This is a genomic window from Bacillus salipaludis (assembly GCF_004358205.1).
This window is the reverse complement of sequence record NZ_SMYO01000011.1, coordinates 207,988-228,755: the sequence shown is the minus strand read 5'-3', so window position 1 is coordinate 228,755 and position 20,768 is coordinate 207,988. Positions and strand designations below refer to the sequence as shown.

Sequence of the window (20,768 nt, the reverse complement as noted above, 5' to 3'; positions counted from 1 at the left end):
ATGAAGGCCAAAACTATACATGAACAAAAAGATATGGCCTTCATCAAGTCCATGAAGGCCAAAACTATACATGAACAAAAAGATATGGCCTTCATCAAGTCCATGAAGGCCAAAACTATACATGAACAAAAAGATATGGCCTTCATCAAGTCTATGAAGGCCAAAACTACCCAAGACTCAAAAAGATATGGCCTTCAGACAAAACTCATATGAAAATATAACCGCTGGCCTTCAAGGTTATTTCTGCCCCTCCGCCTCCGGCTTAATCGCCATTAAAGCAACAATTGCAGCAATGATGCTTAGCCCGCTTAGCAAAATAAAAATCCAATGATTGGACTGCTTCATGAGCAAGGCGATCAGTGGAGGACCGACAGCCACCCCAATAAATCTCATCGAATTATAAATCGAAGTAATTGTTCCACGTTCTTTTTTCTCAATTCCTTCGGTAATTAAAGCATCCAAACAAGGAAGCCCGGCTCCAATTCCTACTCCGCTAATTAAAAACATAGTAATCATGAACCATAACTTTATCGAGAACCAAAGAGCGGCAATGGACAAAGCTGCAGCCACAATTCCGCCAAACGTTAACCATTTCATTAAAACTTTATTTTCTTTAATGATTTTTCCTGAAATAAAAGATGATAAGCAAAGGGCGCCAAGTGGTAATGCTAAAAAGAACCCTTTTTTCAAGTCGTGAATCCCATATTCTTTTTCGAAAATTTCCGAAAGATAAAACAGAATTCCAAATAGAATAAGCATTAAGATTCCGCCAATAAAGAAAATGGCATATAACCACTTTCCTTCCTGGGTAAAGGTTTTCTTTACATTTTGGAAAAATTGTTTAAACGGAATTGGTTTTTGAGTTGATTTAGGACACTTAACTAAAAATATCATTAGAATCACGGAAATCCCGCAAAATACCGGAAAAGAGAAAAATGGTAAAAACCAGATGAAACCGGCTAAAAAAGCTCCCAAAATCGGGCTTAACACCTTCCCAAAGGTATTGGATGTTTCAATCAGCCCGAGGCAGCTGCTGACGTCATCGTCATTTTTAAACATGTCTCCTACTAGTGGCATGACAATAGGTGCTGCACCTGCAGCACCAACCCCTTGCAGGGAGCGCCCAAGTAAGATGAGCCAATACGCATTGTCAAATTTCCAAGCGGCCCATCCTGAAATTATTCCGCCAATACCAGCAATGATGAGGCTGGGAATAATGACTTTTTTTCTGCCGATGTGATCGGACAAGTAACCTGCGACAGGTATTAAAAAAATGGCAACGATTGAGTAAACCGTTATAACCATACTCGTTTGAAACGAAGAAATATTTAATTTTTTTTCCATTGCAGGCAAAACAGGTATTAACATGGAATTCCCTAATGTCATCACCAATGGAATGGAGGAAAGAGAAACAATGGCCCACTTTTGCTTCGATATTTCACCGGACTTTTTTTTCCCGGATGATGATGATTTTTTTTTCACTGCCCGTGGACTTGGGCAAATTTGCTCGATATGTTCCATTACCCTTCTATCCCGCCTTCATAATGTGCTACTGTTAATATTGGCTTATTTGACCCAAAATAATTAGGGACCCAAAATCCTTTAAATGGAATTAGACCAGCGATTCAATTTCGAAAATTCCAAAATTGATGGTTGACAAACGGTTGGAAAGTGATTATCATTAAAAACAATTAATAAAGATTGATACGGCATTGATGAAGAGTAGTAACTTTTACGGATTCTTTAGAGAGCTGATGGATGGTGCGAATCAGTGAATACGTAATGGTGAATGGACTTCTGAGCCCCAAACCGAACCCCAAAATGGCGTAGTAGGCTTTGGCGGAAATCTCATCGTTACATGAGACAGATATTCAAGCAGTTTTCAACCTGCTTCGATATCGGTAAAGTGAGCTAATTTTTTAGCTAATGAAGGTGGCACCACGGGTCTCTCGTCCTTTTTGGATGGGGGGCCCTTTTTGTTTTGAAAAAATTAATATTGAAAATCGTTAAGCAAGAGGAGTACACATTTTTGATTCTTTCCAGAGAGCCGGGGAGGGTGAGAGCCCGGTAAGAGGAAATTTGTGGAATGGACTTGCGAGATGCAGTTTGAACGCTGGAAGCGAAAATGCTTTCTTAGATCAGTAGGACTGCACGGAGTTCCACCGTTATAAGGATAGGATATCGGACGAATATGTCCTGTATCTGAAAGAGGAGACAGGTTGTGAACCTGTTTCAAACGGAGGTGGCACCGCGGTTTAAGAATCGCCCTCTATGGATGCATGAAATTTTAAAATGCATCCATAGAGGGCGATTTTTTTTTATTTTGAAAGGAGCGCAATGGAATGAAAACAAAAAGTAACTTTTTGGTTCAGGAACTAAAAGGAGACACCCTGACACCGATCTCTATATTAAAAAAAATAAGCGGCAGAAAGAAATTTTTATTAGAGAGTTCCCATAAATATAATGACTCCGGACGTTATTCCTTTATTGGAGCGGATCCTGCACTGGAATTAATTGCAACAGGTAATCAAGCTCAATTAATAAAACGCAATGGCGAAGAAACAATCCTTCAAGGAAATCCCTTAGAGATTTTAAAAAGACTGCTCCCAAAAATGGAAATGAATGATACTCCTTTTCCATTTATCGGGGGGGCTGTCGGGTATGTTGGCTATGATATCGTCCGGCAGTATGAAGATATTGGCCCAAGCTTAGAAAATAGCTTAAATATGCCTGATGTCCATTTGATGTTTTACGAAGAATTAATTGTCTTTGATCACCTTCAGGAAAAAGTAACGGTTTGCGGCTTGCCGATTTTAGAGGAATCTGATCCGGTTCAAATTGAAAAAAGAATTATGGAAAGAGTTGAAGAGTTAAAACAACCTGATTATTTTCTTGAAGAGGAACCCTGCCAGTTTAACGGTTATGAGTCAGAGACAACGAAGGAGACTTTTATCAATAATGTGAAAAAGGCAAAGGAACATATCCTTGCCGGAGATATTTTTCAGGTTGTCCTTTCAAGGCGGATGAAGTCAGCATTTCAGGGAACGCCATTATCCGTATACCGTAAACATCGTGCGAATAATCCGACTCCTTATATGTTTTATATTGATTTTGAACCATACACGGTCATTGGTTCTTCGCCGGAAAGTTTGATTAAGGTTAGAGGAAAACAGGTGATCGCAAATCCGATTGCCGGGACAAAAAGAAGAGGAACAAGTCCTGAAGATGATCAATTAATTGAAAAAGAACTGTTGGCAGATGAAAAAGAATTAGCTGAACATAAAATGCTTGTCGATCTTGGAAGAAATGATCTTGGCAGGGTTTGCGAATTTGGAACTGTTACAGTTGATAAATATATGGCTGTTGAAAAATTTCGCCATGTCATCCATTTGGTTTCAGAAATCAGTGGACAATTAACTTCCCAAAACGAAGCTCTTGATGCATTGGCAGCATGCCTGCCGGCTGGAACAGTTTCAGGGGCACCCAAAATTAGAGCAATGGAAATCATAAATTCCTTAGAAGAATCGAAGCGCGGTCTTTATTCCGGAGCGATCGGATATCTTTCCGCAAACGGTAATATGGATTTTGCCTTAGCAATTAGGACGATGATTTTGAAAGAGGGAAATGCCTATATTCAGGCCGGCGCAGGCATCGTTCACGACTCTAATCCTGAGTCCGAATACGAGGAGACTGTAAATAAATTGAAATCATTTTTGGAGGGTGAAAAATGATTGTACTAATCGATAATTTTGATTCTTTTACATTTAACCTTTACCAATATCTTGGTGAATTGGGGGAAAAAGCAACTGTCATTCGTAATAATCAACTTACAATAGAGCAGCTGAAGGAGTTAAATCCTAAAGCCATTATTCTTTCACCCGGGCCTGGCAGACCGGAGGATGCCGGGATTTGCATCGAAGTAATTAAGGAGTTTTATCAAAAGGTTCCTATTTTAGGTATTTGCCTTGGACATCAGGCGATTGGTTATGCTTTTGGGGCAAATATTACACGGGCTGATTCAATTAAGCATGGGAAAACGTCTTTTATCACACATAGCAGCTGTGGGCTATTTGAATACTTATCATCCCCATTAGAGGTGATGCGCTATCACTCGTTAGTGATTGAAAAAAATAGTCTTCCAGAAGAATTTGAATCGGTTGCAATTTCGATGGATGACCAAGAGATAATGGCGATTAAGCACAGGCACTATCCGGTGTATGGGCTTCAGTTCCACCCTGAATCAATTGGGACACCAACTGGAAAAGGAATCCTTAAAAATTTCTTAAATGACATAGAAAGGATGAATCGTAATGAAAAATTATTTACTCCAATTAGCTGAAAAAAAATCGTTCACTGAAAACGAAATGAAAGAAGCAATTGACAATATCCTCTGTGAGGAAGTATCAGAAAGTGAGATTGCCGCCTTTTTAATGGGGTTAAAGTCAAAAGGAGAAACAGTGGAAGAAATCACCGGTATTGTAAGGGCATTGAAGGAAAATACCCTAAGCTTTAAAAAGAAGTTTCCGAATGTTCTGGATAATTGTGGGACAGGAGGCGACGGATCATCAAGTTTTAATGTTAGTACCACCTCTGCTTTTGTAATTGCCGGAGCGGGAATACCGGTTGCCAAGCATGGAAATAGAAGTATTTCTAGCAAAACAGGAAGTGCGGATGTTCTGGAGAAGCTCGGAATCAATTTAGATTTAGCACCAGAACGAATCGAAGAAGTGATAGATGAGGTGGGCATTGCTTTTTTGTTTGCCCCAAATGTCCATCCAAAACTTAAAAAAATTGGGCTGGTTCGTAAGCAGTTAAGAATTCCAACGGTGTTTAACTTTATTGGACCACTAACCAATCCGATTGATTTAGATTTTCAATTATTAGGGGTTTACCGACGCGACTTGCTGCCGGTGTTTGCGGAAGTGCTGCACAAACTGGGCCGGAAGCGGGCAATTGTCTTAAATGGTGCCGGGTATATGGACGAAGCATCCTTACAGGGCGAAAATCATTTAAGTATTTTAGAAAATGGCAAGATCACAAAATTTACTTTTTCACCAGAGGAAGTTGGGCTTCCACATTATGATAACAGCGAGATAAAGGGCGGAGACTCGAGGGAAAATGCCGAAATCTTAGTGCGAGTACTAAAAGGGGAAAAAGGGGCTTACCGGGATACAGTATTATTGAACGCTGGCCTTGGAATCTATACAACTGGAAAGGCTGTCTCCATTCAGGACGGCATCAATCAAGCTAGAGAGGTAATAGATTCAGGCGCCGCTTACGAGAAACTTCAACAATTAATTGAGAAAACTGCAACAGGGCAGAGGGAGGCAATCTAAATGGGAACGATATTAGACCGGATTATTGAACAAAAAAAACAGGAGCTTCCGATTCTTCAAGAGTCGAGACCAAACCTTCCTCCCTTTTTAGAGGATAGAAAATCTTTCATTCGTAAGCTAGAGAAGGCGGAGGAAATTTCAATTATAGCAGAATTTAAACGTGCTTCACCGTCAAAAGGCATCATCAACCAAGCACTTACTCCAGCAGAACAGGCGAGGCAATACGAACGTTCCGGCGCCTCTGCCATCTCGGTTTTAACCGATCAAACTTTCTTTCAAGGTGCCTTTTCGGACTTGAAATCAGTAAGGGAAGCAGTAGAACTGCCGATCCTTTGTAAGGATTTCATGATTGATCCAGTTCAAATTGATCATGCTGCCGCAAATGGGGCTGACATCATTTTATTAATTGTTGCTGCACTGGATGAGAACAAACTAATGCAACTTCATCAATATGCAACAAGCCTCGGATTAGAAATCTTAGTAGAAGTCCATAACCTGGAGGAGTTGCAAACCGCCCTAAAATTAGGTGTAAAACTTATTGGAGTTAATAATAGGGATTTAAAGACTTTTAATGTGTCTCTTGAAGTAACAGAAAACTTGGCAGCACTCGTTAAAGAAAGTGGAGCGTTCCTTATCAGTGAAAGCGGCATCCATTCAATCGAAGATGTTGTTAGAGTTAGAAAAGCAGGTGCGAACGGTATTCTAGTCGGGGAAGCATTAATGGTCAGCACAGATGTAAATCAATCATTGGTTAATTTTCGTCTTCCTCTTGCACGAGGTGTGGAGCAATGAAGGTGAAAATATGCGGAATTCGTGACGCTGACACTGCACTAGCTGCTGTAGCCTATGGTGCAGATGCAATTGGCTTCGTTTTTGCAGAGAGTAAACGAAAAGTAGAACTTGAGAAGGCAAAGGACATCATTGAAAAACTGCCTTCTGAAGTTATGAAGGTCGGAGTGTTTGTCAATGAAACCTTGGAAGGAATAGAGAAGATTGCTAACTTCACTGGATTAACACATATCCAATTACACGGTGATGAAGCAGCATCGTTAAGTGAAAGATTGACATTACCGGTAATAAAGGCCGCAAGTATTGAAACGGACGAAACCCTCGAGGAGATTAAAAATTATCCGTGTGAATACCTCCTGCTTGATGGACCAAAAGGAAAGTACCGGGGGGGAAATGGAATAGCTTTTAATTGGAAAAACATTAATCTTGATATTCTTAAGGAAAAGAAAATTATTTTAGCCGGTGGATTGCATCAGGAGAATGTGGAGGAAGCAATCCAAACCATCCAGCCTGATATGGTTGATGTTTCAAGCGGAGTCGAAACAGACGGAAAGAAAGATCTTCAAAAAATTAAACTATTTATTGAAAAGGCAAAGGGAAGCCTTACGAGGAGGACAATAGTATGACAAGTTATACATTACCAAACGAAAAAGGACACTTCGGCATTTTTGGCGGAAGATTTGTCCCGGAAACACTAATGAAGGCTGTTACGGAACTAGAAGAAGCCTATAAAATTGCAAAAGGGGATCCATCTTTTCAGGAAGAGATTAATCAGCTTTTAAAGGATTATGTCGGCAGGGAGACACCGCTCTATTTTGCTGAAAGTCTAACGAAATATGCTGGCGGTGCAAAAATCTATCTAAAAAGAGAAGATTTAAATCATACAGGAGCCCACAAAATTAACAATGCGATTGGCCAGGCTCTTTTAGCAGTTCGAATGGGCAAACGAAAAATTGTTGCGGAAACAGGTGCCGGCCAGCATGGAGTAGCGACGGCAACGGTATGTGCACTGCTAAATCTTGATTGTATTATTTTTATGGGAGCGGAGGATATCAAACGCCAGGCACTAAATGTATATCGTATGGAATTACTGGGTGCAAAGGTAGTCAGTGTGACGACTGGAAGTTCAACCTTAAAGGATGCGGTAAATGAGGCGCTTCGCTACTGGGTGGCGAATGTTGACGATACTCACTATCTGTTAGGCTCTGTATCAGGTCCGCACCCGTTCCCGATGATTGTTCGTGATTTTCAAAGCGTGATTGGAAAGGAAACGAAACAGCAATTTTTTGAAAAAGAAGGTAAACTTCCGGAGGCAGTGGTTGCCTGTATTGGAGGTGGAAGCAATGCCATGGGAATGTTTTATCCATTTATTGGAAATGAAGAAGTTAAATTGTATGGAGTTGAAGCCGCAGGTCAGGGGATTGAAACCGGTTTTCATGCTGCTTCATTAACAAGCGGAAGTCCCGGCGTATTACATGGTGCACTTATGTATCTATTACAGGATGATGACGGACAAATTATCGAAGCTCACTCGATTTCTGCAGGTCTTGACTATCCTGGAATTGGGCCGGAACATAGCTATTTACATGAAAGCGGCCGTGCAATTTACAACTCGATTACCGACCAAGAGGCCCTTGATGCATTCCAGCTTTTATCAAAACTAGAGGGAATTATCCCTGCATTAGAAAGCTCTCATGCAGTTGCATTTTCAGTTAAACTTGCTGCTGAAATGAAAGAATCAGAACATCTGGTTGTTTGCTTGTCAGGGCGTGGGGATAAGGATGTTGATGCTGTCAGAGTAAGGTTAAAAGGGGGAAGGGAAAAATGAATCGAATTACACAAACATTTAATGAATTAAACAAGCAGAAAAGGAAAGCGTTTGTTCCTTATATAATGGCAGGGGACGGCGGCCTGGAGGTCCTTTGTGACCGCCTTATTACCCTAGAAAAATTGGGTGCTACGGCAATTGAAGTAGGAGTTCCTTTTTCCGATCCTGTTGCAGATGGTCCCACGATACAGCAGGCGGGGATTAGAGCGCTAGCAAATGGTACGACATTAAAGGGGATCATTGCAGAGATTGCTAAAGCAAGAGCACAGATTTCAGTCCCTATTGTTATGATGACCTACTTAAATCCAATCTACGCATACGGAATAGCTAAGTTTGTAGAGGATGTAAAAGTGGCGGGGGTGGACGGATGTATTATTCCTGATTTACCTGTAGAGGAAGAAGAAATCATTACGCCCTATTTAGAGGACGCTAAAATTGAGCTGATTCGGCTTGTTACGTTAACCACTCCAATTGACCGTATAAAGGCCATTTCATCAAAGGGCAATGGCTTCCTATATGCCGTAACGGTAAAGGGAATAACCGGAACAAGAAATGAGTACAATCAAGATTTGAATCAGTTCTTACACACGATCAAGGAAAACAGTCCAATCCCTGTTCTAGCTGGATTTGGAATATCAAATGAAACGCAAATAAAAGAAATTACTCCATACTGCGATGGAGTGATTGTCGGTAGTAAAATTGTTGATTTGTTAAATCAAAACAACTTGGCAGAATTAGAAACGCTTATGTCCGTATTAAAACTTGAATCTAAAATCTAGTCAAAAAGTCTGCTCTACGGAGTAGACTTTTCTTGTGAGAAAATAACAGTAATTACCGTTATCTTGATTGTGTTATATGAATTATATATAATAAGTAGGTATCCGAATTATTTAACAGCAAGGCTATGCGCCCGAAAACTTCCAGACCTGGAAGTTTGTTTTTTTTACCGTGTGTTTTTCAAATAGAATTTAAAATAAAGGAGTGGAAATAAATGAAGGAAATTCATGCTGAAGACTTTTCTAAATTAAAAAATCCTGTCATCATTGATGTCCGCTCACCAATTGAATTTAAGGATGGTGCTATTCCAGGAGCGATTAATGTCCCGTTATTTACTGATGAAGAGCGGGCTGTTATCGGTACTGTTTATAAGCAAGAAGGACAGGCAGTCGCAAAATGGAGAGCAATGGAATTCGTTTCTCCAAAGATTCCTGAAATGCTTCACAAAATAAAAGATTTAGCTTCGAACGGTGATGAATTAATCATTAACTGCTGGCGGGGTGGAATGCGCAGCAATGCTGTTGTCACTTTTTTGGAGTTTTCAGGAATTTACTCTTGGCGATTAGTCGGTGGCTATAAAGCATTTCGCCAATTTATTCTCAGTCAAATCCCAACGATGTTTCCTGAAAAAGCAGTTGTTTTACATGGATTAACCGGAGTCGGTAAAACCGTCATTCTAAAAAATTTAAACAGGAAAGGTTATCCTGTCCTTGACCTTGAAGAAATGGCGGGGCATCGCGGTTCCATTTTTGGAACGATTGGACTTAGTGATGGGCATAATCAAAAAACATTCGATTCGTTGCTTTATAAAGGGCTAAAGGAAATAAAAGGGTCTTCGTATTTCTTAATTGAGGCCGAAAGCAAACGAATTGGAAAAGCGGTACAACCCGAAGAATTAATGGAGAAAAAACGTCAAGGTATCAATTTTTATATTCATTCTCCAATCGAACAGAGGATAAATCTCTTGATCGACGAATATGTTACTCCGTATAAGGATGAACCATGGTACGATGAAAAGATTCAAGAAGGTCTTGATAAAGTACTGCGTCGTGTGACGAATGCAGATACTAAAAATGGACTTATTGATGCTTTAAAAAACCATGATTATCCCAAATTAATTCAAGCTTTATTGGAACATTATTATGATCCAAGGTATGACCATAAGCGTTATGAATATGAAGGCGATTTTATCGATATTCCCGCTGAAAATCCGGACGAAGCAGCGGATCGGATCATCACTCATCTTGATACTCTCACCTTCAAAGGAAAGAAAGCGATGGAGCCTCTTTTCTAATCTAATCTTAATGTTTTTTTCATCAAACCTTCTATTTGCTGCTTTATGATGAACTTGTATGGATAAGAATCGGGGACATAACAATTTGATCGGTACAATTTATATCATTCTTGCTTTGGCGGTTAGTTATGCTGCTAAGTAGCCGCTTAACCAAAATGAGAGTTCCCACTATTGCACATGCTATAAAGGCATGTGTTTTTCTGTTATTTATAGAGGGAATGATTATTTTATTAGCAAATTCTCATTTTCCTTTCATTATGCTTTAAATTTCTAAAGGTATGATAGGAATAGATGTTCCATTTATAAGCGTATTGACTATTGACCATTCCTGCCATTGATCATTCATTCGTTAATTCGATTAAAAAGGAGGGGTGTAACATGTGGGTACGACTATTAATTGTAGGATTCTTTTCTTTAAGTGCACTTTCCCTCATGTCTTTCCAATCAATTGAGATTGTGCATGCAGTCATGAATTTTCTTCAAGATAAACATCAGTTAAAATAAAAGTATATGTCAAATTTATATGCGAGCGTGGAATAGATGCCAAGAATTTTAATCATTGAAGATGAAAAAAATTTATCAAGGTTTATCGAGCTTGAATTAAAGTATGAGGGTTATGAAACCATGGTTTGTTCTGACGGACGGAGCGGTTTGCAGGCCGCTTTGTCTGAAAATTGGGATGCCATCCTGCTGGATTTAATGCTGCCTGAATTAAATGGAGTGGAAGTATGCCGCAGAATCAGGCAAACAAATAAAACCCTGCCGATTATTATGATTACAGCGAGGGACAGTGTCCTTGATCGTGTTTCCGGGTTGGACAGCGGTGCAGATGATTATTTAATCAAACCTTTTGCAATTGAAGAACTGCTGGCGCGTCTCAGGTCTGTGCTCAGAAGAACGGAAGCCTTAACTTCCGCTGGCTTAACTATTTTAACCTTTAAAGATCTCACTGTTGAAATTGAATCCTGTGTTGTCAGGAAAGGTGATAAGGTTATTAATTTGACGAAACGGGAATATGATTTGCTGGTGATTTTTATGAGCAATATCAATATCGTCTTGACAAGGGAAGTTCTTTTAAATAAGGTTTGGGGCTATAATACCGGTGTCGAGACAAATGTTGTTGATGTCTATGTCCGATATTTACGTACAAAAATTGATGATGATCATGAGGGAAGCTATATCCAAACAGTTCGCGGTACGGGATATGTTATGAGATGATCAAAAAACTTAAATTTTATTTAAACAAGCCTTCATGGCAAAACAAGCTCGTCCTAAGCGGTTCTACAGCTATTTTTTTTACTTTCTTTTTATTTAGTTTTTTGGAATATCATACGGTTTCAAAATGGATGATGAACCGGGAAGAAATTGCTGTAAATCGGACAATCACTGATTTAAAAACATATTTCAAGGAAAAAGCAGACTCATTAACACGCGAAGATATAAAAAATAGTAGAGATTTTTTACGAAAAATGAATGATAAGGACCAACTAATCCGGGTCTATGACCAAAAAGGAGAAGTAGTCGTTTCTGATAAGAATGGTAATTTCACCGTTTTGGAGCCGACTCCAATAAAATCTTCCTTGATTGAAAAAATTTCGGCTGAGGGAAAAGAAGCCATTGTTGCGAGGTCTCCGATAAAAGGTTCAAATTTTGAAGGAACCATTGAAATTGTCCGTCAATTAAACAACTATCAAAAAATGATGGACCATTTTTTCTGGGTAATGACCATTTTTGGGATGGCAGCCATTTTATTTAGTGCCATCAGTGGATTTTTCCTAGCTAGACAGCTCCTGACTCCTGTCCGTGATTTAACAGGTGCGATGAAAAGAATTAAAGAAAATGGGTTTCAGGGACGAATGGAAGTATATAAACAAAATGATGAATTAACAGAACTTACAAATGTTTTTAATGAAATGATGGATGAAATTGAAACATCCTTCCTGCAACAAAAACAATTTGTTGAGGATGCATCTCATGAACTAAGGACTCCTGTTTCTATTTTAGAGGGGCATTTATCTTTATTAAATCGCTGGGGGAAAAAAGACCCCGCTATTCTGGATGAATCCTTACAGGCATCTCTTCAGGAGCTGGCTCGATTAAAAAAGCTTGTTGTGGATTTACTTGAATTAACGAGAGCAGGAAACCAGCGAAGTTTAAGTGGTGAAAAGGCAAATATCCCTGTTGTTATACAAAGAGTAGTCAAAAATCTTGAGGTCGTACATCCGGATTTCCAATTTATAATGGAACTCGAACCTGGACTGCCGCAAGTCCTTTTGTCAGAACAACATTTGCAGCAAGTGTTAATCATATTACTAGATAATTCCATTAAGTATTCGAAGGATAATCGAACCATTCAGATTTCCTGCCATCGGGTCGATAAAAAAGTCTTATTATCCGTTATTGACCACGGAATCGGGATACCTTCCGAACATGTGTCAGAGGTGTTTAATCGTTTCTACCGAATTGATAAGGCCCGAAGCCGAGAAAATGGAGGGACTGGATTGGGGTTATCGATTGCAAAGCAGTTGATTGAAAAAAATAATGGAACAATTGCGATTGAAAGTAAAGAAGGAATTGGGACGAAGGTAAACATTCTTCTTCCTGCTGCAGTTTGAAAAAAAATTTTTTTTGGGGCCGATTTTTCGATCCTTTTCTTTTGAATAGCTGACGAGAGAGGTTTATAATGCTATAGTAGTCAAGTTACTACTATTTGCATGGGGAAAAATATTAAAATGATTTTTTATTTGACGCTGTTTTTTTTTGTGAATGGGTAATAGTAATAAAGACTATGAAAATAAGGTTTTGATTGGAGGGGAATATAGAATGAACAGACCAAATGTAGACAAAAAAGCTTATTTGGAGAGTTTTTTTGGCCCCAATCTTGGATATGTTATTGAGCAATTTGAAAATTATCAACAAAATCCCGAATCCATTGATCCGGAAATGAGATTGCTATTTGAGCAAATGAATGAAGCTGATTTTTCACTTTTGCAGGATAATGTTCAGGTTGTTCCTGAAACAAGGTCGGTTCAAACAGAAAAAATATTAGCAGCCGTTAAGCTTGCGGAAAATATCCGTGGATATGGTCATCTTGCTGCTAGTATTTATCCTTTAGGAAATAAAAGGGAGGAAGTCGAATTAATTGATCCCGCTTATTACGGGCTTAGTGTGGAAGATTTAAAAGCAATGTCAGCTAACATTATGTTAACCAATTCACCGGCAGCAATTAAAACGGCATATGATGCCTACCTTTGGCTAAAGGAAATCTACACAAAGTCGATTGCTTATGAGTATGACCACGTACATAATGTCGAGGAAAAAAATTGGCTTCGTGATAAAATCGAAAAAGGAAATCTCCACAGCAATTTAACAAACGAGAAAAAGTTAAAAATCACTAACCGGTTAATTGAAGTGGATGCTTTTGAAAAATTCCTTCATAAAACCTTCGTGGGTCAAAAAAGATTTTCAATTGAAGGCTTGGATACAATGGTTCCATTAATTGATGAAATCATTTCAGAAGCAGTGGTTGACGGTGCAGAAACAATTAATATCGGAATGGCCCACCGTGGCAGGCTGAATGTTCTTGCACATGTCCTTGGAAAACCGTATGAGATGATTTTTGCTGAGTTTCAGCATGCCCCTAATAAGGAACTTGTTCCTTCAGAAGGGTCAATTGGAATCAACTTTGGCTGGACAGGAGATGTGAAATATCATCTTGGTTTAAATCGCCAAATTACAGGTGAAAATTCAAAAAAGGCAAAAGTGACACTCGCCAATAACCCAAGCCATCTTGAATATGTTGGAGCTGTTGTTGAAGGATATACAAGAGCAGCACAGGATAATAGAAAAGAACCAGGCTATCCGGTTGAAAACTTGAAGGCTTCGCTTGCGATCTTAATCCACGGGGATGCGGCATTTCCTGGAGAAGGCATTGTAGCGGAAACATTAAATCTTAGCCGATTAAATGGATATCGGACCGGTGGTACTATTCACATTATTTCTAACAACACGATCGGATTTACAACCGAATCTCGTGATTCCAGGTCTACTCGATATGCAAGTGACTTGGCAAAAGGATTTGAAATTCCAATTTTACACGTAAACGGTGACGATCCGGAAGCGGTTCTTGAAGCTGCTGCTTTAGCGGCTGAATATCGCTCAGTATTTCAAAAAGACTTCCTAATTGACTTAGTTGGATATAGACGATTTGGACATAACGAAATGGATGAGCCGATGACAACTAGTCCGCAAATGTATACATTAATTCACAAACATCCGGTTATTAAGGATTTATACGCCGATAAACTTATAGCGGCGGGAATTCTTAAGGATGAAGAGTTTAAACAGATGGAGGCAGAAATTCAGGGGAAACTGCAAGCTGCCTATGAAAAAGTTTCAAAATATAAAGGTGAACATGAGACAGCGGAACCGGAGATTCCGGTATTCCTTGAAGAGGAGCCAACAATCGCAACAAGTGTTCCACAGGATCAGCTAAAACAAATCAATCACGAACTGCTTCAATGGCCATCTGATTTCAAAGTATTTAATAAACTAGAAAAGATTCTCAACCGACGCGTGGATGCATTTGAGGAGAATGGCAAGGTTGATTGGGCGTTGGCAGAAACATTGGCTTTTGCAACCATCTTAAAAGAGGGTACTCCTATCCGCATGACCGGTCAGGATTCCGAACGCGGTACTTTTGCGCACCGGAATTTAGTATTGCATGATTCTGTTACTGGAAAGACATTTTCTCCTCTTCATCAAATTTCTGATTCAAAAGCATCATTTGCTATTCATAATAGCCCGTTGACAGAAGCGGCAGTGGTTGGTTTCGAATATGGCTATAATATTTTCGCACCGGAAACTCTGGTGATTTGGGAAGCACAATATGGTGATTTTGCGAATGCAGCCCAGGTAATGTTCGACCAATTTATCGCTGCGGGAAGAGCAAAATGGGGACAGAAATCAGGCCTAGTTTTATTATTGCCTCATGGATATGAGGGACAGGGACCTGAACATTCCAGTGGTAGAGTAGAAAGATTTTTACAATTAGCTGCTGAAAAGAACTGGACGGTTGCCAACCTTACAAGTGCAGCACAATATTTTCACTTATTACGAAGACAAGCAGCACTGCTTTTAAAAGATGAGATTCGACCGCTTGTCATCATGTCACCAAAAAGTTTATTGAGGAATCCGCTGGTTTCTTCACCGGCGAGCGAATTAAGTACAGGCGAATTCAGACCGGTAATGGAACAATTTAACCGAGATGGTCAAGAGGATAAAGTAGAGCGAATTGTACTTTGTACCGGTAAAATTGCGATTGATTTAGCTGAGCAATTAAAAAATTACCCAGATAATGAATGGTTGCAAATTTTACGTTTAGAGGAAATTTACCCGTTCCCAACAGAAATTTTAAAAAATATTTTTAACCAATATAAAAATGTAAAAGAGATTTTCTGGATACAAGAGGAACCGAAAAATATGGGTGCCTGGTATTTTGTAGAACCGCGATTAAATGAAATCGCCACAAATGGTGTTCGTGTTCAATATATTGGTCGCAGAAGACGATCTAGCCCCGCAGAGGGAGATCCAAATGTTCATAAGCTTTATCAATCTAAAATTATAAATGCAGCATTAACGAGGGCAGAAGATGGAGGGTTAAACAATGGCTGAAATAAAAGTTCCCGAATTAGCAGAATCCATTAGTGAGGGTACAATTGCTAAATGGCTTAAAAATGTTGGTGAATTTGTAGAGAAGGGCGAATACCTAGTAGAACTCGAAACAGATAAGGTAAACGTGGAGATTATCTCTGACTATGCAGGAGTTTTAACGGAACAAAAATATGAAGAGGGAGATACGGTTAACGTTGGTGAAGCCATTGCAATCGTAAATGAAAACGCTACAGGTGCCGAAACAACTGCACCTTCAGAAGCGAAACCGGAAGCTGCGGCACAACCGAAGGCTCAACAACCGGTTATGGAATCTTCACAATCTGTTAATGCGAACCCTGCACCTGTTTCAGAAAATACAGAAGGGAACGGACAACGTCCGATTGCTTCCCCGGCAGCAAGAAAGCTGGCAAGGGAAAAGGGGATTGATTTACAGAGTGTTCCAACTGCTGACCCCCTTGGGCGGGTTCGCAAACAGGATGTATCATCCTATCAGCCAAATGCAGCAAAACCGGCTGCTAAAGCCGCGCCTGCTGCACCGGCAGTTGCACAAGATCCGACAAAACCAGTTTTACGTGAAAAAATGTCAAGACGCAGACAAACAATTGCTAAGCGCTTGTTGGAAGTTAGTCAATCAACTGCTATGCTTACAACCTTTAACGAAATTGATATGACTGCCGTCATGGACTTGAGAAAGCGAAGAAAAGATCGGTTCTTTGAGCAACACGATGTTCGACTTGGGTTTATGTCTTTCTTTACAAAAGCTGTAGTTGGAGCTTTGAAACAATTCCCGCTTCTTAATGCGGAAATTCAAGGAGAAGAACTGTTAATTAAACAGTTTTATGATATTGGTGTCGCTGTTTCCACTGAAGATGGCCTTATTGTTCCTGTTGTTCGTGATGCTGATCGTAAATCCTTTGCTGACATCGAAGGCAACATTGCTGAATTAGCGAAAAAGGCAAGAGACAATAAATTAGCGTTGAGTGACCTGCAGGGCGGTACCTTTACGATTACAAATGGCGGGGTATTTGGTTCCTTAATGTCCACTCCGATTTTAAACGGCCCGCAAGTAGGAATTTTGGGAATGCATAGTATCAAGCTTCGTCCGGTTGCCATTGATAAAGACAAAATGGAGAACCGCCCGATGATGTATATTGCGCTATCTTATGATCATCGAATTGTCGATGGAAAAGAGGCTGTAAGCTTCCTAGCCAAAGTGAAGGAAATGATTGAAGATCCGGAATCACTTCTTTTGGAAGGTTAATACTTTAAATTAGAAAACCGCCGAGAGTTCTCGGCGGTTTGTTACAATTTTAAATAGGAAATCAGCTTTTCTTAAACGGTCTCAATCCACGACGTTGAATTTCATCCTTCAAAATTTTGATCCATTCCTTTTCCTTACCAGACTTTAATGCATCCCGATATGACACAACCAACTGCTCGTTACTCATAATTTTCACCTTAAATGCCCCCTCGGAAAAATGGATTGAATATTCAGTTTTTATTATTGTAATGGTTTTCATTTAAAATGAAAACCCCTTAATCATAAAAATTTCTAACAAATTAATGAAAAGCATTTCAATAGAACCGCGATACGATTCACGTTAAAATAAAGACAAGTAATAGGAAGGTGATGATTGAGTTGTTACAATTGGATCATATTGTCCATTTTATAAATCGTAACCCTGACGAAGCTGTACTCGAGTGGGAGAAATATGGGCTAAAAGCCATTCGTGGGGGTAGTCATATTAACTGGGGTACCTATAATAGCTTACTGTATTTCGGATTATCGTATATTGAATATTTAGCAGTTGAAAATCCAGAGGTGGCAAACCAATCAGAGATTCCGTTAATATCGCAGCTCTTAAATGACAGCAAACAATTTGAAGGTTTTGGCCAGATTTGTTTCCGAACGAGTCATATTGTCAGGTTAAAGGAAGATTTAAAAACGAAAGGATATCATCCAACGGAAATTTTTGAAGGAAAAAGACTGCGGGATGATGGAGTAGAGATTTCATGGAAGATGTTGTTTATCCAGCAAGACGGACCGCTTCCCTATCCATTTTTCATTCAATGGAATCAGAGTGACCAAGAAAGATTGGAAGATCTAAAACGATCAGGAATGCTACCGTCCAGGCAGGAAAATCAATCAGTTAAATCAATTTCCTTTGTTGTTTCAAATGTTGCGCAAGTTGTTGCTGACTGGGCTCAATTGTTGGGCGTGCCAATAGAATCTAAAAATATAATAAAAGTGGGTAGAACCGACCTAGTTTTCCATGATAAAAAGAATAGTGAAATTTTGACGAACATTCACAAATTAAAAGGGGACAGACCTTTTCAGGTCGAAATAGACTCACCAATAGCGAGGGAACCAATTATCGTTTTTGGTGATAGTCTTAAGTAATTATTACGGCGAATAAAATACTAAGATGGTTGCGCATGCCCGCCGTGATTGATTATACTAGAAGATGGACAACAATGGAAAGGGTGGCCGCAATGATCCATTTAACATGGCGTGACCGTGAAACATTAAAAAAGGTAAAATGTGTACATACGGATGCCAAAAAATATATTGTTAATCGTGCTTTAACTGCCGGTAAAGAGTATGATGTAAAAAATGAAACAGAAGAATTTTATTACATCGTTGACAATACTGGTAAGGTTGGCGGATTTTACAAAGAATATTTCCAAGAAGTATAAAGAAATTAAGACATAGGCACAGCCTGAAGTCAGATTGAAAATTAGAAATGCCTGGCAATCGCCAGGCATTTTTGTAACAGAAGTTATTTAATCCTTTAAGTCTGGGAAGACGCGTCGAACTGCATCGGAAAATTCTTTAAAGAAGCCGGTTACCGGTCTGCCATCACGAATATCGCCAGCCCATTGATTCATTTGACCAAAAAAATCTGGATTGGCGGATATATATACATTGTCGATATCACGATCTACTGACTTCACCTTGTCAGAGATTTTATCTTCAAGATTATTCGTTAATTTATCATTTCCAGCCAATTTAACAGCTACATATGCATTATTATCAGAAGCAATTACAGTTGCTGAATCGACTTCGGAAAGGTCCGAAACCCGGTTTGCAGCATCGTCAGCGACGCTCATTCGATTACGATTATCGTTGTCATTACGAACATCTGTAACGTTATTTCGATTAAGTCTTGTATCAGAATTATCAACACCAGTTACCGCTGGTCCACCGTGAGGATTATAGTTTACCCTGGTTGGTTCGTTTACATTTCGATTTCGATTTGCCACATCGTCGTTGACATTATTTTTACCACACCCTGTTAAATAAAGACTAAAGACAAGGGAACCAATTAACAAAGCAGTCTTTTTCATGCTGTCCAAACACTCCTTTTTCTAAGTTGTTTCAAGGATAGCATTCCATTTATAAATAAAAATATTCAAGCGGTTATGACGAAAGAAAAACATGGATATGTTAAAATGAAATGGATTTTTTATTCAGTTATTGAGGTGTTTAAACTTGGTCTATTTATTTGTTGGAATGGGTGGATTCATTGGAAGTTTATTGCGATATGGTTTATCCCTTCTAGCAGTTAATATTTGGGGGGAACGTTTTCCAATTGGCACCCTTTTGATTAATTTAACTGGAGCTTTTCTGCTAGGGTGGTTTACAAGCAGGTTTGGCCAATCCAAAAAGCTTCACCCCTATTTAATTACTGCTTTTTCAACAGGAGTGGTTGGTTCTTATACTACTTTTTCAACTTTTTGCTTGGAAACAGTTCGCCTAATAGAAGCAGAGGCCTATTTTAAAGGATTGATCTATGTTTTGCTTAGTTTATTTGGCGGTCTTTTATTTGTAAAAATGGGGCAGAATTTTGGGGATGAAACGAGGAAAGAAAAATGACTGAAGTACTATTTGTCTCACTTGGCGGATTTTTTGGGGCCATTGGCCGCTTTATCATAAGCAAATCGTTTCAAAAACATAGCCAATCTGGATTCCCAATTGGGACCTTAACAGTCAATTTAATCGGTGCTTTTTTGTTGGGACTTATTGTTGGAATTCCCATTAAAGGTCATGTGTATAGTTTGCTTGGTGTTGGTTTTATGGGTGCATTTACAACTTTCTCAACATTTAAGCTGGAACTCACGGGACTTATAAAAAGTAAAAAAAATAAATTTTTTTTACGATATTTAGTCATCAGTTATCTTGCCGGAATCATCCTTGTTTTTTTGGGTATTTTAATTGGAAAGGAAATATAAAAAGGAAGCACCTGTAAAAGATGCTTCCTTTTTATTTACTTTTATTTTTGCTTAACGGCTACTTCTTCTTTTTTATGATTTTGATACAATTTTCGGCTGATCATGGTTTGAATGATTAAGAAAGTTCCCCCGACTACCCAATAAAGCGGTAGCGCAGCTGGTGCTTGAAACGAAAACATTACAATCATTAACGGAGAAAGTAATCCCATATATTTCATTTGCTGTTGCTGTTGAGTAGGCATGTTGGATTGGGAAACCTTAAACTGAAAATAGTAAATTAAACCGGCAATAATCGTAATCGCAATATCAGGATGTCCAAGGCTAAACCATAAAAACTTATGATGAGCAATTTCTTGTGATCCACGTATTGCATAATAAAATCCTGTTAAAATTGGCATTTGAATAACGATTGGTAAGCAGCCCATATTTAATGGATTGACCCCATGTTTTTGGTAAAGACCCATCATTTCTGCTTGAAGCTCTTGCTTCTTTTTCGGGTCCTTTTCAGCCTTCATTTTTTTTTGGATAGCATCCATTTCAGGCTTAAGCACGTCCATTTTTTCCTTCATGACCATTTGATTTTTATATTGTCTTAACATTAATGGCATTAGTATGAGCCGGATGATCAGGGTAACAAGAATAATGGCTAATCCATAATTACCATTGAAAAAATCAGCGACAGAATGAATGACCACCGCGAATGGCTGTACAAAGTAAGTATGGAAGAAGCCTGTACTCTTTCCACTTTGAGCCTGACTTGAACAGGCTGAGAGTAATAATGTTGTGATTGATAATAGTGCAATCAATAATAGTGAAGATCGTTTTGTTTTCATATTTC

22 protein-coding genes and 2 other annotated features are annotated in these 20,768 nt (G+C 39.1%); of the genes, 18 read left to right on the top strand and 4 right to left on the bottom strand.

Translation table 11 applies throughout. The features are described from left to right. A partial coding sequence (locus E2K98_RS31475; RefSeq protein ID WP_208025407.1) for a hypothetical protein occupies positions 1–213 on the top strand: 213 nt, incomplete at its 5' end. Positions 214–237: 24 nt separating this feature from the next. On the opposite strand, the gene E2K98_RS22230 is transcribed toward E2K98_RS31475, so the two are convergent. Continuing rightward, positions 238–1,521 (bottom strand): MFS transporter, encoded by a 1,284-nt coding sequence (locus tag E2K98_RS22230; RefSeq protein ID WP_133338054.1) that lies wholly within the window; start codon positions 1,519–1,521, stop codon positions 238–240. 182 nt (positions 1,522–1,703) lie between these two features. After that, positions 1,704–1,960 (top strand) — a binding site (T-box leader). 37 nt (positions 1,961–1,997) lie between these two features. Next, positions 1,998–2,273: a binding site (T-box leader), on the top strand. Between the two features lie 69 nt (positions 2,274–2,342). Here E2K98_RS22230 and trpE point away from each other — a divergent pair. From trpE to odhB, 13 genes are all read left to right on the top strand, one after another. Then, on the top strand, positions 2,343–3,731 hold the full coding sequence (gene trpE, locus E2K98_RS22225) for an anthranilate synthase component I (protein WP_133338052.1): 1,389 nt from the start codon (positions 2,343–2,345) through the stop codon (positions 3,729–3,731). After that, on the top strand, positions 3,728–4,339 hold the full coding sequence (locus tag E2K98_RS22220) for an anthranilate synthase component II (RefSeq protein ID WP_133338050.1): 612 nt from the start codon (positions 3,728–3,730) through the stop codon (positions 4,337–4,339). Before trpE ends, E2K98_RS22220 begins: the two co-directional genes overlap by 4 nt. Continuing rightward, positions 4,311–5,336 (top strand): anthranilate phosphoribosyltransferase, encoded by a 1,026-nt coding sequence (gene trpD, locus E2K98_RS22215; protein ID WP_133338048.1) that lies wholly within the window; start codon positions 4,311–4,313, stop codon positions 5,334–5,336. The genes E2K98_RS22220 and trpD overlap by 29 nt, the downstream gene beginning before the upstream one ends. Then, on the top strand, positions 5,337–6,128 hold the full coding sequence (trpC, locus tag E2K98_RS22210; RefSeq protein ID WP_133338046.1) for an indole-3-glycerol phosphate synthase TrpC: 792 nt from the start codon (positions 5,337–5,339) through the stop codon (positions 6,126–6,128). Further along, positions 6,125–6,751: a phosphoribosylanthranilate isomerase gene (locus E2K98_RS22205; RefSeq protein ID WP_133338044.1), complete on the top strand. Its 627-nt coding sequence runs from the start codon at positions 6,125–6,127 to the stop codon at positions 6,749–6,751. Before trpC ends, E2K98_RS22205 begins: the two co-directional genes overlap by 4 nt. After that, positions 6,748–7,953, top strand: coding sequence for a tryptophan synthase subunit beta (gene trpB / locus E2K98_RS22200; RefSeq protein ID WP_133338042.1), 1,206 nt, complete (start codon positions 6,748–6,750; stop codon positions 7,951–7,953). The genes E2K98_RS22205 and trpB overlap by 4 nt, the downstream gene beginning before the upstream one ends. After that, positions 7,950–8,732, top strand: a complete 783-nt coding sequence (gene trpA, locus E2K98_RS22195; protein WP_133338040.1) for a tryptophan synthase subunit alpha — start codon at positions 7,950–7,952, stop codon at positions 8,730–8,732. Before trpB ends, trpA begins: the two co-directional genes overlap by 4 nt. 212 nt (positions 8,733–8,944) lie before the next feature. Next, entirely contained in the window at positions 8,945–10,024 is a 1,080-nt protein-coding gene (gene mnmH, locus E2K98_RS22190) for a tRNA 2-selenouridine(34) synthase MnmH (protein WP_133338038.1), read from the top strand. A gap of 378 nt (positions 10,025–10,402) precedes the next feature. Then, on the top strand, positions 10,403–10,528 hold the full coding sequence (locus tag E2K98_RS32120; protein WP_268884128.1) for a hypothetical protein: 126 nt from the start codon (positions 10,403–10,405) through the stop codon (positions 10,526–10,528). A gap of 36 nt (positions 10,529–10,564) precedes the next feature. Continuing rightward, positions 10,565–11,242: a response regulator transcription factor gene (locus E2K98_RS22185; RefSeq protein ID WP_026576557.1), complete on the top strand. Its 678-nt coding sequence runs from the start codon at positions 10,565–10,567 to the stop codon at positions 11,240–11,242. Then, positions 11,239–12,639: a HAMP domain-containing sensor histidine kinase gene (locus E2K98_RS22180; protein ID WP_133338036.1), complete on the top strand. Its 1,401-nt coding sequence runs from the start codon at positions 11,239–11,241 to the stop codon at positions 12,637–12,639. The genes E2K98_RS22185 and E2K98_RS22180 overlap by 4 nt, the downstream gene beginning before the upstream one ends. Before the next feature lie 208 nt (positions 12,640–12,847). Continuing rightward, entirely contained in the window at positions 12,848–15,697 is a 2,850-nt protein-coding gene (locus E2K98_RS22175; RefSeq protein WP_133338034.1) for a 2-oxoglutarate dehydrogenase E1 component, read from the top strand. Next, complete coding sequence (gene odhB, locus E2K98_RS22170) at positions 15,690–16,958, top strand: 2-oxoglutarate dehydrogenase complex dihydrolipoyllysine-residue succinyltransferase (protein ID WP_133338032.1); 1,269 nt, start codon at positions 15,690–15,692, stop codon at positions 16,956–16,958. Before E2K98_RS22175 ends, odhB begins: the two co-directional genes overlap by 8 nt. A 61-nt stretch (positions 16,959–17,019) precedes the next feature. On the opposite strand, the gene sda is transcribed toward odhB, so the two are convergent. Next, a complete protein-coding gene (gene sda / locus E2K98_RS22165) occupies positions 17,020–17,145 on the bottom strand; it encodes a sporulation histidine kinase inhibitor Sda (RefSeq protein ID WP_371261560.1) in 126 nt (41 codons plus the stop codon). Positions 17,146–17,327: 182 nt separating this feature from the next. Between sda and E2K98_RS22160 the strand changes: the two genes are divergently transcribed. Continuing rightward, positions 17,328–18,098 carry a VOC family protein gene (locus E2K98_RS22160; protein ID WP_133338030.1) on the top strand — a complete coding sequence of 257 codons (771 nt, stop codon included), beginning with the start codon at positions 17,328–17,330 and terminating at the stop codon, positions 18,096–18,098. A 92-nt stretch (positions 18,099–18,190) separates the two neighbouring features. Further along, positions 18,191–18,394 carry a DUF6501 family protein gene (locus E2K98_RS22155; protein WP_133338072.1) on the top strand — a complete coding sequence of 68 codons (204 nt, stop codon included), beginning with the start codon at positions 18,191–18,193 and terminating at the stop codon, positions 18,392–18,394. Between the two features lie 87 nt (positions 18,395–18,481). On the opposite strand, the gene E2K98_RS22150 is transcribed toward E2K98_RS22155, so the two are convergent. Beyond that, positions 18,482–19,045 (bottom strand): YhcN/YlaJ family sporulation lipoprotein, encoded by a 564-nt coding sequence (locus E2K98_RS22150; protein ID WP_133338028.1) that lies wholly within the window; start codon positions 19,043–19,045, stop codon positions 18,482–18,484. Positions 19,046–19,190: 145 nt separating this feature from the next. Here E2K98_RS22150 and crcB (E2K98_RS22145) point away from each other — a divergent pair, with 145 nt between their 5' ends. Both crcB (E2K98_RS22145) and crcB (E2K98_RS22140) read left to right on the top strand, forming a co-directional pair. Further along, positions 19,191–19,574 carry a fluoride efflux transporter CrcB gene (gene crcB / locus E2K98_RS22145; RefSeq protein ID WP_133338026.1) on the top strand — a complete coding sequence of 128 codons (384 nt, stop codon included), beginning with the start codon at positions 19,191–19,193 and terminating at the stop codon, positions 19,572–19,574. Beyond that, positions 19,571–19,930: a fluoride efflux transporter CrcB gene (gene crcB / locus E2K98_RS22140; RefSeq protein ID WP_133338024.1), complete on the top strand. Its 360-nt coding sequence runs from the start codon at positions 19,571–19,573 to the stop codon at positions 19,928–19,930. Before crcB (E2K98_RS22145) ends, crcB (E2K98_RS22140) begins: the two co-directional genes overlap by 4 nt. Positions 19,931–19,971: 41 nt before the next feature. Here crcB (E2K98_RS22140) and yidC read toward each other — a convergent pair whose 3' ends face one another. Then, positions 19,972–20,763 carry a membrane protein insertase YidC gene (yidC, locus tag E2K98_RS22135; RefSeq protein WP_133338022.1) on the bottom strand — a complete coding sequence of 264 codons (792 nt, stop codon included), beginning with the start codon at positions 20,761–20,763 and terminating at the stop codon, positions 19,972–19,974. Positions 20,764–20,768 lie beyond the last annotated feature (5 nt).